Source organism: Bacillus sp. 2175, from assembly GCF_057812155.1.
Genome location: NZ_JBSZSU010000011.1, coordinates 247,248 through 262,911 on the forward strand (window position 1 = coordinate 247,248; position 15,664 = coordinate 262,911).

8 protein-coding genes and 2 pseudogenes are annotated in these 15,664 nt (G+C 30.0%); 5 read left to right on the top strand and 5 right to left on the bottom strand.

What is annotated here, in order from left to right; genetic code table 11:
* Positions 1–350: 350 nt before the first annotated feature.
* A complete protein-coding gene (locus ACXKY9_RS31560) occupies positions 351–5,990 on the bottom strand; it encodes a TOTE conflict system archaeo-eukaryotic primase domain-containing protein (protein WP_016090556.1) in 5,640 nt (1,879 codons plus the stop codon).
* Positions 5,991–6,367: 377 nt separating this feature from the next.
* A pseudogene (locus ACXKY9_RS31565) lies at positions 6,368–6,512 on the bottom strand (IS200/IS605 family element RNA-guided endonuclease TnpB); the annotation flags it as partial.
* Positions 6,513–6,955: 443 nt separating this feature from the next.
* Here ACXKY9_RS31565 and ACXKY9_RS31570 point away from each other — a divergent pair.
* From ACXKY9_RS31570 to ACXKY9_RS31580, 3 genes and pseudogenes are all read left to right on the top strand, one after another.
* A complete protein-coding gene (locus ACXKY9_RS31570; RefSeq protein WP_016090555.1) occupies positions 6,956–8,047 on the top strand; it encodes a Rap family tetratricopeptide repeat protein in 1,092 nt (363 codons plus the stop codon).
* Positions 8,044–8,175: a hypothetical protein gene (locus ACXKY9_RS31575; protein ID WP_016090554.1), complete on the top strand. Its 132-nt coding sequence runs from the start codon at positions 8,044–8,046 to the stop codon at positions 8,173–8,175. The genes ACXKY9_RS31570 and ACXKY9_RS31575 overlap by 4 nt, the downstream gene beginning before the upstream one ends.
* Positions 8,176–8,272: 97 nt before the next feature.
* Positions 8,273–8,672: pseudogene (locus ACXKY9_RS31580) on the top strand (DUF5123 domain-containing protein); the annotation flags it as partial.
* Between the two features lie 394 nt (positions 8,673–9,066).
* Here the strand turns inward: ACXKY9_RS31580 and ACXKY9_RS31585 are convergent.
* The 3 genes from ACXKY9_RS31585 to ACXKY9_RS31595 all read right to left on the bottom strand — a co-directional run bounded on the left by ACXKY9_RS31585 (position 9,067) and on the right by ACXKY9_RS31595 (position 12,581).
* Positions 9,067–9,408, bottom strand: a complete 342-nt coding sequence (locus ACXKY9_RS31585) for a hypothetical protein (RefSeq protein WP_016090553.1) — start codon at positions 9,406–9,408, stop codon at positions 9,067–9,069.
* 328 nt (positions 9,409–9,736) lie between these two features.
* A complete protein-coding gene (locus tag ACXKY9_RS31590; RefSeq protein WP_153580446.1) occupies positions 9,737–9,892 on the bottom strand; it encodes a hypothetical protein in 156 nt (51 codons plus the stop codon).
* A 649-nt stretch (positions 9,893–10,541) separates the two neighbouring features.
* A complete protein-coding gene (locus tag ACXKY9_RS31595) occupies positions 10,542–12,581 on the bottom strand; it encodes an ATP-dependent helicase (protein WP_153580447.1) in 2,040 nt (679 codons plus the stop codon).
* Between the two features lie 303 nt (positions 12,582–12,884).
* On the opposite strand from ACXKY9_RS31595, the gene istA reads away from it, so the two are divergent.
* A complete protein-coding gene (gene istA, locus ACXKY9_RS31600) occupies positions 12,885–14,180 on the top strand; it encodes an IS21-like element IS232 family transposase (RefSeq protein ID WP_000275580.1) in 1,296 nt (431 codons plus the stop codon).
* A complete protein-coding gene (gene istB, locus ACXKY9_RS31605; RefSeq protein ID WP_000798699.1) occupies positions 14,170–14,922 on the top strand; it encodes an IS21-like element IS232 family helper ATPase IstB in 753 nt (250 codons plus the stop codon). The genes istA and istB overlap by 11 nt, the downstream gene beginning before the upstream one ends.
* Positions 14,923–15,664: the final 742 nt, after the last annotated feature.

The following is a 15,664-nucleotide window of genomic DNA, read 5'->3' on the forward strand; positions in this document are numbered from 1 at the left end:
CTTTAGACCTTTTTATTAACAATTTAAAAAGAAGATTATTAGCAATAAACCATTTACATTCAATCTTATTATGCCATTTTCTTTCGCAATGTAGGATACCACACCATCGCTATCAAGTTACCAAATAAAAATACCCTCAAAACGCACAGGGCCGTGAACTAAAAGGATCTAACATAATAATTTACCTTATAGGTAATCACTGTTAGATCCTTTCATTACCCAAGATATTTAAATAATAACTCCTCAGGTTTCTTTGTTTATATGTTTTGAAAAAAGTTGAATGTTAGGTTTTTATAGGGTTATTTCTTTTAATTACTTTAAAATCCTCCAAATGGACCTATAACTTCTAGCTAATTCTCCGTATGCTCTTTAGTTTTTTCAAAGAGAGAACGAATTGCATCAGATTCAAGTGTAAAGATCTGATGACTTTTCTTTGGAGTGGATCCCTTTCTTAAGATTAGGTTATAATCAGAATTATACCTTGTTCTAGTTTTATCGAGGTCTTTAAGGTATTTTACATATTGTGCCTTTTTCTCCTCACTAAAGTTAAACAATTCCCCAATGTATTCTGTATTCCTAATTAACTCTTCAAATAGGTTCTGATTTCTTGAATCAATGTTAGGATTCGATAGTAAAACTGATTCTTTAAAATTAATAGTATGCTCTTCGGGGAAAAAAGATATTTTTTCCCCTGGACAACCTAATAACGCACATATTTCTTCTTGTAGCTTTTTACGGGATTTCTCTGTGTAACCAATAAAAAACAAGTGTATATTCTTAAAGGATCTCATCTTCTCTTTAAAAGTAATATGCTGACTTAATTGAATAGGATAGTATTTTTCCTTATCAACAAGTTTTTGAGCGGTTTCTTCAACCAAATCACTTGATAGATAGTAACGTTTTAAGGCATTGACAGTTTGGCTACCTGAGATTCCGATTTCAGATAATATTACTAAATCATAATCTGAGGTAGGTTCTGTTAAAACTCTCGATTCAAACTGATCAAGTTTCAATTGTCTTGTATGTGGAAATCCACTTAAAACTAATCTGTGGAACCCGTTATAGTCCTCAGCGGATTTGATATGAAAAAATATTTTATTCGTACATCTAAGAGCAGCTTCAACCTTCACAAAGAATTTTTTTATATCCTCCTCTTTAATATATTGATGGCTTGCAATTACATTTAGAAGAGCTTGATGATATTTTGGGTCAAATCTTCTAATCCAAGCTATTAAGTCGGCCTCAATTTCCTTTAATTCTCTTTCCTCATAAAAAGATTGTTCCTTTATTATGTCAACTGCTCGACTAAAGTACGGAGAGTATAAAATTTCTTTCTCGATTTGGATGTTATTGATGAAACAGTCTAAATTTATTAAATCCTTTTCTTTTTCATACTTTTTATACAATTTCTCCCTAATATTTATACAATCAAGTGTTTTGCTGATAATGTCAGGCATAATAAGGAGTAAATAGCCATCATTAGACTTGTAAGCAAAACAATACTCTGTATTTTCTAATACATTGACATCACTTAATTTAAATTTCTGCATCAAGGAATTACCTTGTTGAAGTTGATATATCTTTATGCTGGGCCAGTCTTCTTCTGGAATGACCCAGGTATCATTGTCTATATCAATCTTAATTTCATTTAAGTTATCATCATAATCAAAGGTGCATTTTTTTAATACATCCACAATCTGAAGATTTTCTTCTACTGATATATGGGTAGAAATTAAATGCTCTAAGAATCGAATCTCCTTTTCCCATATCTGTTCTAATAAAGTGAAATCATAACAGTTAACTGAGCTCATGATACTATTTTTTATTGTTTCAAAAACATGACCGATAGAGTTAGTTTTAATATCAACAGGGGTAAATAAAAGCTTTAGTAAATCAGAGTTTTCCTTGTATAGAGAATGATAATATTCTAGGTAAAGATAGAAGGATCTTTTCTCTTCCCCAAGTGTTTTAGTTATAATATCAATTAAAGATACAATTGTTTTAAACTTACACAGTTCAAAATAAAAGGCATCATCTATTTGATCCTTTTCCAAGATAGTTAAAAATCTTTTCAAATAAAGTATTTTTAACTCTGCATCTTCCTGAATCTTCTTCGGAAAGAAATTTGTATTTATCTCAGATGTTTTTATTGTATAAGGTTTACCCCTGAATAACTCAATGTTGGTATTAATTTTATTAAAGAAGGTTAAATGAAAATTTTTTGTGTTATTCTCAACTACCTCATTTTCCGATAATACTAACTTATTATCATAACTAGAGAATGGTATTAACGGAAAATACGTTTCTTTATTAATTAAATCATAATCACCTAATATACTTGGAAACTTTTCTTTATTTTTTATAAACTTTTTCTTAAAAACACCAATACTTTCAAATACTCTTATTATCTTATCGATATAAGAGTGAAAGTCTTTTTCGTTGCTCAATAACTGATGCAGAGATATATAATCGTGTCTGTTGTATCTGAAAGTTATTGATACATACTCACCGTCTAGCCACTTTTCATCTTTTATTTGAACTTCCTTTAAATAATCAAACTCTAAATCCACAACTTCTTTCCTAGAAATTCGAACTAGTAACTGATTACCACGCTGTAGAACAATTCTATCATTTTCAATAACATTCCGTTGCCCGATTTTTTTATTTGGAAACATTGAAACTTCTTTTTCATTAATAATCCAATTAATAAATTCTAAGTTGTATTTTTTTTGAATATTTTCTAATACATTAATACTTTCTTCATTCAGATAATCGGAGATACTTTCTGAATCTTCTTTTGCTTCCATCAAGAATAGAACAATTCCAGTGTGGAAATGATCATATAACTTAAGTGTATCAATATTACTATTACCATCTACGAAGTTATCATGAACCTTGATAGTCAGTATTGTGTTTAAGTTATTTCTTGTTAATGGTTTGAGCTTTAAGGTGGAAGTTCTTCTTAACCAATTGTTGTAATCTATATTGATGGTAGGGAAATAGGTATTTACATAAGTTATTAAATTTTCCCAAACTCTTTTAATATTAGTGAAATTTTGCTCAGTCAATGTTAATAGACAGCATAAGTGATAATACTTATTGATAGTCTTCCTGCTGTCTAAAAAATTTGATTCGAAGTCTTTAGGATCATTAGTTCCCATGGACTGATTAATCTTATTAAAAAACATTTCAGAAACTTTAATTATAAATTCTGAAGATAAACTATTGTAAAAAATTAAATCATAAGTATTCAATATGAATTCTTTGATGTCACGTTCTTTCTCAAGAGTATTCAGAATCCGCTCTTCTAGGAATTCTGGTATGACTTTTTCGAATTTGAACCTTAAAACTTTTAATAGAGTTTGATCGTGAACTTTTAATATAAATTCATTTTGGACAAATTCATTTTCTAACAACATTAAAGACAGTATTAATTCTGTCTCATAATTATTTACCTCTGACTTTACAAACTCATATATTACATTCTTTGTCTTTTCTTTGTCAGTGTAATTCTTATAGTATATAACCTCAAGTAACGTGTTTAGGAAAACTCCTTTGCCAAGTCCTTTTAGAGCTTTGGTGCTTTCAACTAAGTTATTGAAATTATTATTTGTTGAAAAATAATAACGGAAATAGTTTCTAAATAGTGACCCCCGGCCTATCTCTAAATTAAATAGATAGTGCTCAAGATTTCTTTTTTCCTCCAATAGACGCTTATTATTATTAAAATGAGTGAAATAAAAACTCAAATTTTCTTCATTGACTTCAACAATGGTTGGTTTAACCATTTTGCTGAGTAGGCGTGTAGCTTTTTTATTAATGAAAGATGAATTGGTTTCTTGGCTTTTTGAAGAGTTATCTATAAAGTACTTGTTATCATTAAAATAACTTTCAAAGTCACTTTTAGAGTTCTTCACCTGGGAAATAAGGTGCTTATCCCAATTTAAATGTAAATCTAATGATTCTAAATAAGTTTGTATCTTGTCTAAAGTTTCTTTAGCTTTTTCTTCATTTTCTAGAATTAGAACCATGTCATCAACATATCTAAAGTAAAAGTTAAAGTTCTCTTCAAGCAGACTTTGTATGTATTTATCTAACTCAATTAAATAGACTTCTGCTAAATATCTAGCAAATGCGGGGCCCTGTGGCACGCCTTTGGCTTCCAAATTATCTTTTTCACAAAGTTTTATTAAGTAATCTATCAAATGATTATATTTACTGAGCTGCTCACTTGAGAGTGTATTTATTTTTTCTTTAATTATTTCTGAGGGTCCATGAATTAACTTTGTTTTTAATCTTCCTAAATTAAGACTTGAATAGAAATTTTTAATGTCAAGTTTTATTACGTAATGTTCCGCGAGTATGTCATCGTTAAGCCTTTCCATAATATTATTCCGATAGATTAACCATTGTTGCATCCATGGTTTAAAGATATTGTAGTTAGCAAAACTATTTTCAAATTTATAACCGTAAGATCCATCCGAAAATTCTGTATAATAGAAGGCATTAAGTATTTTTATAAGGTATGTACTTATTATTTTTTCTTCAGCTTGAAGTGCATAAAGACTTCGAACCTTACTATTTTTTTCTAAACGGGAGAATTTATAAGGTTCTCGTACTGTATAGTTACCAACAAGAACATTTTCTATAGCTTCTTTCATATCCTTGACATCGATATTTTCAAGTTCTAACTGAGTAAATAAGAATGCAATTTCATCGTTTTGGTTAGTATACTTCCTTTGCGCTTTAATAATTTTGTCTATTTCTGATTTCTTTACTTCAAAAGCATCGTAAGGTAATAAATCAACATCAAGAAACTTAAGTGGAGATGTTGTCTTTAATTCGAGAATATCTTTATTTTGAAGACTACAACCATTTTCACACTTGCAATTATGTTGAGAGAACTTATTTCTTAAGAAACCACATGTTGGAGGATGCAGGTTAAGATTCTCCAACTTTTTTCTGGTAAGTTCAGGTTTGAAATTATCCATTCTAGAGAAAAAGTCCCAAAGAATTTCTTTCCCATAGTTATCATTTTGAGGGGTCTTCAATTTATTCAGTAGACCAACAAATATTATTCTTTCACTCTCACTTAAATTGTTTGGATATTTCTTTAATATGTCATCTATAATTGTACATTGCTTTATTTTTTTTAGAACATCCTCTAGATTTTCATATGTCTCTTTTAAGGCATTCTTTGTTGGTATGAATGGGTTAGTTTGTATAGTAATCTCTTCTGCTTCTAATTTTAAATTTAACTTTAAGGCTACATCTTTAAAACTTTGCTTTTGATAACGTGATAGCAAAGTAAGTTGAGAAGAAAGAAACTCTTCATCAAATTTATTTTTCCATATTTCAGTTGAATATACGAACGAATAAATGTTATCTATAAAATAAGAATAGCTCTGAGACTTGGTATGAAGAGATAAAGGCAGTTTCACCCCAAATCCTACCTTATTATTGTTATTTTGACCATTCTTAGGAAAAAGATCGACATTGATATAAGGACTCGGATTATTATTAATCTCCTCAACTAACCTCTGTACAAACTGGAAAGCATGTGATTTTTCAACAGGTTCAGTGAATATTACCCAAACATGTATACCTCTATTACCTGAAAATTCTGTAAGATAATCAATTTTATATGAATCAAGAAACTTGCAAATTTCTCTTACTTCATTGATAAGTATATCAATGTATTTTTGTTGATCTTTAGGAAAGTCCTTTTCTAGTATCTTTTTATCTATATCGAAATCCAAACAAATCCATTTTAACCTAGTTTTAACTTGCTGATATGTGAGATAGCTTTTCTGATTAATTAACATATCATTTATTCGCAAAGGATCAAAAATATTATTCTTTGTACTATATTTCCCGTTACTTAGTTGTTCTGCAAAATACTTCTTATTAATGACAAAGTTTTCATATAGTTCTGTTGCAAGACTCTTATATAAATCTCTAATGTCTACTTTAACGTTCCTAGCTAGCACCGACTATTAACCTCCCACGATTTCTTTTACTTACTTCTCTTTAAAATTTTAACAGAATGAAGAATTGTTTGTAATAGTTATAATGGAAATTCTTTCTTCCTAATTTTCAAAAGTATTAAAAGACAGTATTTCATTCCATAAAACATAACTGTACGAGAGCTTTATTAATATGAAGTGTCTGTTTTAAAAAGTGAGGTTGGTTTTCAGGAGTATTTTAGTTAAAGTATAAAATATGGACTTTATTCTGATTCTACTAACTTTATTGCAAAGATACATTATTTTAGATTTCTTATCTTTTCTAAAAATTCCCTTAGTCTTCTGTTTTCACCTTTCAATTCGCTCATTTCGACTAACTGAATAATTAAATTTTGTTTATCTTCTTTGAGCTTTTTTATCTCTTCATATAACCGCTTTATTTTATCTTTTGATGCATCAGCAGGTACACCTTTTCCAGTTTCTTTGTATGCCTGGGAAATGATTGAATACAAAGCGAGATCAATCAATCGTTTTGTTAATTAGAATTGCTTGTGCTTAATTTGGATAGATACGAAACTTATAGACTTTATTAATTATCATTTGATTCACCTCCATTTCGGTATATGACCACTATCTACCGAACGTATATTCGATATATAGCGAAGTAACACTTTAAGTATGTCGAACAATTAAGATGGCTCCTTGCCATCCCTTGTTCAAAGCCAATTCATCTCCCACCTACTCACTTCGCGTTCCTTGAGGAAGGAGTCTTCTTGGCTAAAATGATAAACTTATACCTACAATATCTCCTTAATATATATTTCTTTTTCCTTTTATATAAACTCCAATAACCTCTAAAAATATATAATTTTAGACATAAATTTACTTATAACGATCTTATTTATTTAAATTTTCTGTATTTTTATATAAAACATATCCAAATTCTGTTATTATTAATACATATACTGTAATAGGATGAGGAGAATACAATGGATACTTTAGTCACAGAATATGAAGTAGTCGCTAATATGTTAAATGATTGGTATATTGAAATCCGTGCGAGACGAATTGATAATGCTCATCAGCTAAAAGAAGAAATTGATAATAGAATGAAAGGTGTCTCGGATCAGAGCTTACACTTATATTATTCACTATTAGATTTTCGTTATAAATATATAGTAGATAATTTAAATATTTCAAAGGGTTGCTTCGACAAAGTAGAAACTTTTCAAATTCCAAATGATAATATATTAACCTACTACTATCACTTCTTTAAAGCAATTCATGCAAGTACCGTAGGCAGCTATTCAATAGCAAGAGATCATTATGATAAGGCAGAAGAACTTCTAAATGAGGTATCTGATGAAATTGAGCAGGCTGAGTTTTACTATAAAATTGGTGCCTTCCATTACGATGTTTACGAATCACTCCAATCAATTAAGTATGTTAACAAAGCTAAAGAAATATTCTCAAAACATGAAGGCCACGAACGAAATATTGGATTCTGTGAAAATCTTTTAGGCATGGCATGTACCAATTTAAGAGAATGGGCATTAGCGGAAGAACATCTTGTAAAAGCAATGGATCTGTTCCAAAAAATTGGAGAAGAAAAATTCACTATAATGGTTCGTCATAATTTAGGTTTATTATATGCAGGGCAAAATATGTCTGAATTAGCTATTCGCTACCTCTCTGAAGTATCCGAGAAGAAACCTAACCACTATAAAGCCATTTTCATCGAGGGCAGGGAACACTCTAAACTAGGAAACCAAGAAACTGCTAATACTTTATTTGAAAGAGGATTACAACTCTGTACAGAACTAAACAATGAAGAATATCAGCATCGGTTTAAAATTTTGAGAGACATTAATAATAATATCCCAGCTGAAAAATTAGAAGCTACAGTTCTTGCAGGAATCGAATACTTTGAACGAGAAGATTTATATGAGTATATCTATGAATGCTGTAATGTTCTAGCAGAAAGGATTTTTGAACAAGGGCAGCATGCCAAAGCAGGTACATACTTCTATAAAGCAATTCAAGCTAAGAAAAAAGCCGACGCGAAAGGAGCTTTAAAATGAAAAAACTAATTAAAGTGATGAGTATTGCTACTGCTTTACTATTTACATTGGGAATTACATCTCAAACAGATAGTCACGTAGTAAAAGTCGTTCAAAGTATGATGGCAGACGGAGACCACGGTGGTTGATATTCCTTGACCCAGAATATATTCCTGGGTCTTTTTTTATTGAAACAAGATATAAATCGTCAGTTTTAACTATATAGTTGAGAAGGAATGCTTATAAAAAGAAGGAAGTATTATCTACATAAGAGACGGAGTTTATAACCAAAAGATTCATGTCACTCATTCTGGTGCCTCAGGAGCACCCATTACTTTTCAAAACTTCCAGAATAAAAAGGTCATTTTCGTTGATTCTAAAGTCAAAATAGATAATAATAGATTTATTTACAATAGAAGATAAAAATTATATTCAAGTAAATCGATTAGAGTTTTACAATCTAAAATCAACTAAAGTTAACGAACCCCCTATTGATATTAGAAATAATTATATCAATACCATTGAAACAACTTTAAAGAATGGAAACACATATGATATCGCTGTCTATGGTACTTCATCTAGTGTAAAAATAATTCAAGTGATAGTTTCATTGATATTTGTAAATAACGAATTTATAGCATCTGTAACTCAAGACAAAAATGTTAAAGGGATCTTTAACATTTTTAATTAAATGAACAAAGTTTTATCATTAGGAGTTGCAATTAAAGATTTACCCGGACCAATTGTGGGTTTATTACATATATAATTACAACCTTTTAATCTTATAGAAGCTTTATCTCACGAAAAAATATAAATATAAAATAAAAAGCCCTCTATTGTAAGGGGCTTTTACACTTCAAATAGGTTTTCCTTCAAATAAAGAATAACAGTTAATACGTTTTGTTTCCATTATTTTTAATTAGACCAATATCAACCAATAACTGATGATTTGTACGATCTACGAACAAAATATTTTCTCATAGAATACTTATCCCAGTTACTAGTTATCTATTAAGAAATATAGAATACATCAATTAATTTTAACCTTGTCCAACAATTACTGTAATTGTATGATCTAATACACCATTTCTATAAACATATACTTTTGCTGTTGTGGAAAAATAAGTTGTTAATTTCCCAGTAGAAGAAACCTTTATTAAATCATTACTAGTACGATAAGTCATTCCTGGCTCATGATAAGTAAGTTGATATCCATTAAAAAATGTTGGTAAAGTAACTGTGTAATCCCTAATGTTGAGAGTTTGTGTTAATTTTTTCTGGTCTTCCCTATTAAAATCAGTGGAAGCCTGTGAACCTGTGGTTCCGATACCTAAAATACTTAGAAAAGCAACCGACGTTACAAGAGCATAACGAAGTTTCATAATATTAACTCCTCCCTTTATAAATGATTTAAATAACAATAGGGATTTATTACCCTACTAGCAAGATAACATGAAATATATGTAAATAAAACCATTTGAATGGGAATTTTCTGTGAACATATATTTTATCAACAATTGTACATAAAAATTAATTATTGACTATCCTATAAAAAAAATTACCAACAATTTCTTAAGATATATTAATTTTATTTAATAACGCGCTCCTTCATCAGAATAAAAAAGTTTATCTTCTTTTATTAATTATTTGAAAATCTCATTAGGTATATTATATTGATCCAGAAAATCACTTTCTTGTACTTAACCTTCCCTATTCACCTTGTTGAATAGGGAGATTAATCTCTTTTAAAAATCTCGATCTTTTAGAAGGTTTCCCATTAATTGTTGCTGGGAATGTAATATATAGATTCTTCTTTGGACGAGTTACAGCAAATGGTGATAGGTAACCCTTTGAATTAATCTCCAAGTTTTCCCCCACCCCGCACCGTACGTGCGACTTTCATCGCATACGGCGCTCCATCTTCTTATATATTCTTTACAACTGTTATATAAAAAGACTTGAGACCTTCCCTCCGCCACTTATTATCATGGTTTCATTGGTACTACATCTCTACTGCCATCTCTACTCACAATCCTTTTTACCAGATTATTACTAGACGTTAGAGACTTCAAACGTTCCGATATTGCTAGGTAAATAACTATACTTAGGTTCTACCTTTACCCCGAATTCACGTTATTTAAACTAAAGCAACCCATTAGCTTTATCCATCAAAATCTGTACGATAATTTCTTTGGAGTGAATTTTTTTATTTTATACATTTCTATATAAAGCTTTTCGAGGTGTACATTCAGTAGTTCGTCATCAATTATGTTGAATACTAACCATATATAGCTCCCTGCCCGCATTACTTTCGCAGTGTTGTTTAACCTTTCCTCAGCATTATCTGTTAGGGCTACTCAATGCGTCTTCACCCAGCTTCATACAAAACCGTTACCAGTTATGCATGTGGGAGTATCAGCAGCCATCTTATCATAGGATTTTTTTAAAGGCATCCTACTGTGGTCTCACAATATCAGTTATCATTATAAAAATTTATAATGTGGTTTATCCCTCGTTAAGCGATTTCAAACCAACGTTTCGCACCATACATTAAGCGCCTTTCTTCTTCTATAGTAGTCGGTGGTTCAGCTTTCTCTATGGATTCCTGGATTATTTCTGGAGTAACTTTTGTGGCTTTTTTACTTGGTAATCCTTCATCATATAAGCCTATTAAAAATACATTTTTAAATGATAATCCTTTACTCTTATGTATAGTTAATAAATAAATTGCATTAAATGTACCTTTATGGTATTCATCTAACTTTTTCTTCATCTCTTCTTTTTTTTGGTTTAACTCTTGATACCTTTTGACCATACCTTCCCATGATTGAAACTGTTCTGTTTCTTTTTCTATCCATTTTATTTCATCTTTTGTTAACTGGTTTCTAACGAGTGGAAATTCTAAAAAATTTTTAATAATATTTTCCATAGATACTGACTTCTTATTCTTTAATCGTACTAACTCCTCAAAGTAATCAATAATCTCTTTTTTTCTATCCAAAGATTTATTTCCACAAATAAAATCAGCAATTTTTTGTGGATTTAAATATGATGAACTATCTCCAATAAAGTTAACAACTTCTTGTTTTTTCTTGTAGAATGCATATGAAGTTTCTGCAATTATTTGGTTCCATCGAGTTAATTTATCACTATCTTCATTAGATATTAAAAAAGCTTTCCAATATCTATATGCCCTTTTAAATGCATCCAAGCTAAAAATACCCATTAAGTCGTCATTAGTTTCTATTACAAAAGGGATATTATTAACCTCCAGTTTATGGAGTAATGTTTTAATTTGGGAAGTGGAACGATATAAAATTACACTTTCTCTATAATCTGGGACAGCTTTATTTCCTGATAAACCAATATACTGAGATTGATCTATAATCCATTCAGCTTCTTCCTCTGGAGTAGGTAAACTTCGAATATAGCAATCACCCTCATTTTTATGAAAAGGTTTCATTGATTTTTTTATCCTATTGTTCTCATTAAATGCAATTACCCGATTCCCAGCTTGAACTATTTTTGAAGTAGAACGATAATTTGTCATAAGTTTAAGAGTTTGGGTTTCATACATTTGGTTGAAATCTTTTATGTATTTTGGCTCTGCGCCTCTAAAATAATAGATACTCTGATCATCATCACCAACAATGATTAATTTAGCTCCGTCCTTCAAATCTGGTGGGCAAATAAGTTTAATGATATCCATTTGAAGAGGATTAGTATCTTGAAACTCATCAATAAATATATACTGAAATCTTTTTTGTACATATTCACGCGCTTGAATATCATCTTTTAAAACATGAAGCAAATTTAACATGTAATCGTCAAAAACTACAATTTTATTACTTTTTCGTTTATCATAAAATTCCCGCATCATCTTTTGAAATCTTTGACTTAAAGTTTCATCACTTGTTGGTTCAAGCACATTAAAATGCTTCTCTATATATTTTGTCATCATCTCTATGGAGAATCCCATATTCGTCCAATAACTTATTTTTTCAAATAAATTTTTCTCTCCAGCATTTTCATCTAATTTTTTCAAATTATAATCTCTAATTAATTTATTTAATTCTTTCTTATAGCTGCTCTCATCCGGATTATCTCCAATAATGCCCATTTGCTCTACATATGGAAATTGCTTTTTTAATTCATTATACAGGCGTATAAAAAAGCTATGAAAGGTCCCAACTGCTACTTTAGATTTTTCCTCGTCTAAGAAAAAATTCACTCTTTCTTTCATCTCTTCAGATGCTTTTTTCGTGAACGTAATCATGGCTATTTTTTCCTCAGGGACATTCTTCATCAGTATTAGATATGCAGTTTTCGCACAAATTGTCTGTGTTTTTCCACTTCCAGCACCCGCAATAATTCTAAGATTCTTTTCCATATCATATCTAATAGCCTCAATTTGCTCATTATTAAAATCATTATTATCATTTTTAGGCTTTAAAAAATCAAAAAAACCTTTATCTTCATCATACTCAGAAAGAACATGTTGCTCTTTCCCTTCATCATACTCAAGTTCTCCATAAATACCTTGATAAAGATTCATAACTTTTTCAGCATGCACTGATTCTTTTATTTTGGTATTAATAGAATTTTTAGCATGTTCAAGCTCTACTATACTTCTATCTAATGTTTTATCTAATATTTTCTTCTCTTCTTTTAACTTTTCATTACTTGCATATAAATTTTTTAATGAATTATTTTTTTCCTTAAGTTCCCTTTCTAAAACTTTTATTTTTTCTTGGAATAGTTCTATTTTATAAATGCTAACTTAAATATGTACATTAACGCTTGAATAAATATGTACATTTTCAATTGGATTCTCCATACTGACTCTGAGGTGGTTAGTATGTATATTAAGCTAGATATTCAAACAGAATTTGAGGTTAAAAGTCTTTCAGACTTACCAAATTTTAAAAAACTAATGGGGAACTTAAAAATGAAGATAAATAAAAGTCAATTAGCCAGAGAATTGAATGTGGATCGGCGTACCATAGATAAGTATTTGAATGGTTTTACACCAAAAGGGACAAAAAATAAAACATCGAAAATCGATACATATTATGAAGTGATTGCAGCTCTTTTATCTAGTGATTCTAAACAAATCTTCTACTACAAACGAGTGTTATGGCAGTATCTAACAGACAATCACGGTTTAAAATGTTCACAGTCTGCATTTCGTGCTTATATTAATAGAAAGCCTGAATTTAGAACATATTTTGATGAGGGGAAGCGTATTTTATCAGGTCATTCAGTGGGTGTCCGTTATGAGACACCTCCAGGAGAACAAGCTCAATTAGATTGGAAAGAAAGCATACGATTTGAAACCAAAAGTGGCGAAATCGTATATGTGAATGTAGCTGTACTTTTATTGTCCTACTCGAGATTTAAAGTTTTTCATTTGAATATTTCAAAATCACAAAGTGTTTTAATGTCATTTATGACAGAGGCATTTGAAATGTTTGGTGGTGTACCGAAGGTAATTGTCACGGATAATATGAAGACGGTAATGGATGAAGCTCGAACAGAACACTTTACAGGAACGATTAACAATAAGTTTGCCCAATTCGCTCAAGATTTTGGATTTAAGGTACAACCTTGTATCGCAGGGCGACCAAATACCAAAGGGAAAGTAGAAGCGCCAATGAAACTTCTAGACGAAATTCATGCTTATCAAGGAAGATTCACTTTTGAAGAATTACATGAATTTGTGCAAAAATTATGTGCAAGAATTAATCAAACATTTCATCAAGGGACTGGTAAGATTCCAGTGTTTGCCCTAAAACAGGAAAAGAATCTCCTACAACCACTCCCGAAGAGCGCGATAAGAGATTCCTATATGATTAAGCATAAACTTGTAAAAGTTAATACATCAGGCATGATATCTTACAAATCGAATCAATACTCAGTTCCAGCTGAATATCAAGGTAAAACCGTCGGTTTACAAGTATATGATAATCAAATATATGTTTATCATAACATGAAGTTAATTGTACAACATAAAATCAGCCAATCTAAGCTCAATTATAAAGAAGAACATTATAAAAAAGCATTGGCTAAGTCACTACCTAAATATCCGAACATTGACAATTTGGCGAAACAAAATTTATCAGTAATTGGTGAGGTATATAGAAATGAAGAATAGCTATCAACAATTAACAACAAACCTAGAGTATTTAAAATTAAAACAAATGGCACAACATTTAGGTGACGTAGTCGATTTTAGCATTAATAATGAATTATCCTTCGTAGAGACACTTGTTAAACTGACAAACTATGAGATTGATGTACGAGAACAAAATATGATTCATTCTATGGTGAAAATGGGCGCATTTCCTCATAGAAAGGAGGTTGATGAGTTTGATTTCGAATTCCAGCCGAGTATTAATAAACAACAAATCTTAGATTTTATTTCTCTACGTTTCTTAGAGCAACAAGAAAACATAGTATTTTTAGGACCTAGTGGTGTTGGTAAGACCCATTTGGCCACGTCTATTGGTATAGCAGCAGCTAAAAAGCGAACAAGTACTTATTTTATTAAATGTCATGATTTACTTCAAAATTTAAAACGTGCCAAGATTGAGAATCGCCTAGAATCTCGTTTAAAGCACTATACAAAATACAAATTACTTATTATTGATGAAATTGGGTACTTGCCTATTGATCCGGAGGATGCAAAATTATTCTTTCAATTAATCGATATGCGTTATGAAAAGCGTAGTACCATCCTAACGACCAATATCAACTTCAAGTCTTGGGACGAAGTATTCCAGGACCCTAAACTCGCCAATGCCATACTAGATCGTGTCTTACATCATGCCACGGTGGTCAGTATTGTAGGACAATCCTATCGAATTAAAGATCATTTTAGCAAAGAAAATGATTGATTTTGTACATGCTTAAACAAGCGAAAATGTACATGTTTATCTTGACATTTACACTATTTCTTTTACTAACTTTTTTTTACCGAAAATATCATCTAAGAAACCCATTATTCCCTCTCCTTTCCTTTTAAATGCAGTATCTTTTTATAAAATAATTCACTATAATATCCTATTTATCATACACTAACCAGGAAAATATATCCTTATTAGAAGACCAATTCTTTATTATAAAGAAAAGATCAATCTTTAAAATCAATGTCCAAAACAATTGATAATAAAGTTTAAACTATTCCTAATTTACTAACGCTTAATTTATACTGAATCAGATTCATTACTCCTCTATTAAACTTATAAAAGCTATAAATATTTACATGCTTTCATTAATTTTTATTTTGAAATCTAATGTTTTATTTGTTTGACCTGTTTCTAAAATATCTAAGACATCTCGTTTGAATATCAGTTTTAGGTTTTTAATTATAAATAAAGAATTAATTTTTATAAATTCAAATTCTACATTTAATTATTAAGCATGTAACATACCAAGATAATATCTTCTATTCATGAATATCTTCCTATTATTTATTTTAGGCTTTATTGTTTTTATACATTTTGTGTTCACTTTTTAGAAGTTTTTCACTTCAAAAGAACAATTCTACAAAAACTTCATTTAGTCATTTCATTTTAATTTTATTGAGTCAAAACTATTAAGAATTTTGTGTCTATAACTGTCCACAACAAGAAACTC

Bases quoted from the DNA above. Each gene is read 5' to 3' on its own strand.
- istB (WP_000798699.1), top strand. From the start codon at position 14,170: ATGAAGAATAGCTATCAACAATTAACAACAAACCTAGAGTATTTAAAA.
- ACXKY9_RS31570 (WP_016090555.1), top strand. From the start codon at position 6,956: ATGGATACTTTAGTCACAGAATATGAAGTAGTCGCTAATATGTTAAAT.
- istA (WP_000275580.1), top strand. From the start codon at position 12,885: ATGTATATTAAGCTAGATATTCAAACAGAATTTGAGGTTAAAAGTCTT.
- ACXKY9_RS31575 (WP_016090554.1), top strand. From the start codon at position 8,044: ATGAAAAAACTAATTAAAGTGATGAGTATTGCTACTGCTTTACTATTT.
- ACXKY9_RS31585 (WP_016090553.1), bottom strand. From the start codon at position 9,408: ATGAAACTTCGTTATGCTCTTGTAACGTCGGTTGCTTTTCTAAGTATT.
- ACXKY9_RS31595 (WP_153580447.1), bottom strand. From the start codon at position 12,581: ATGAATCTTTATCAAGGTATTTATGGAGAACTTGAGTATGATGAAGGG.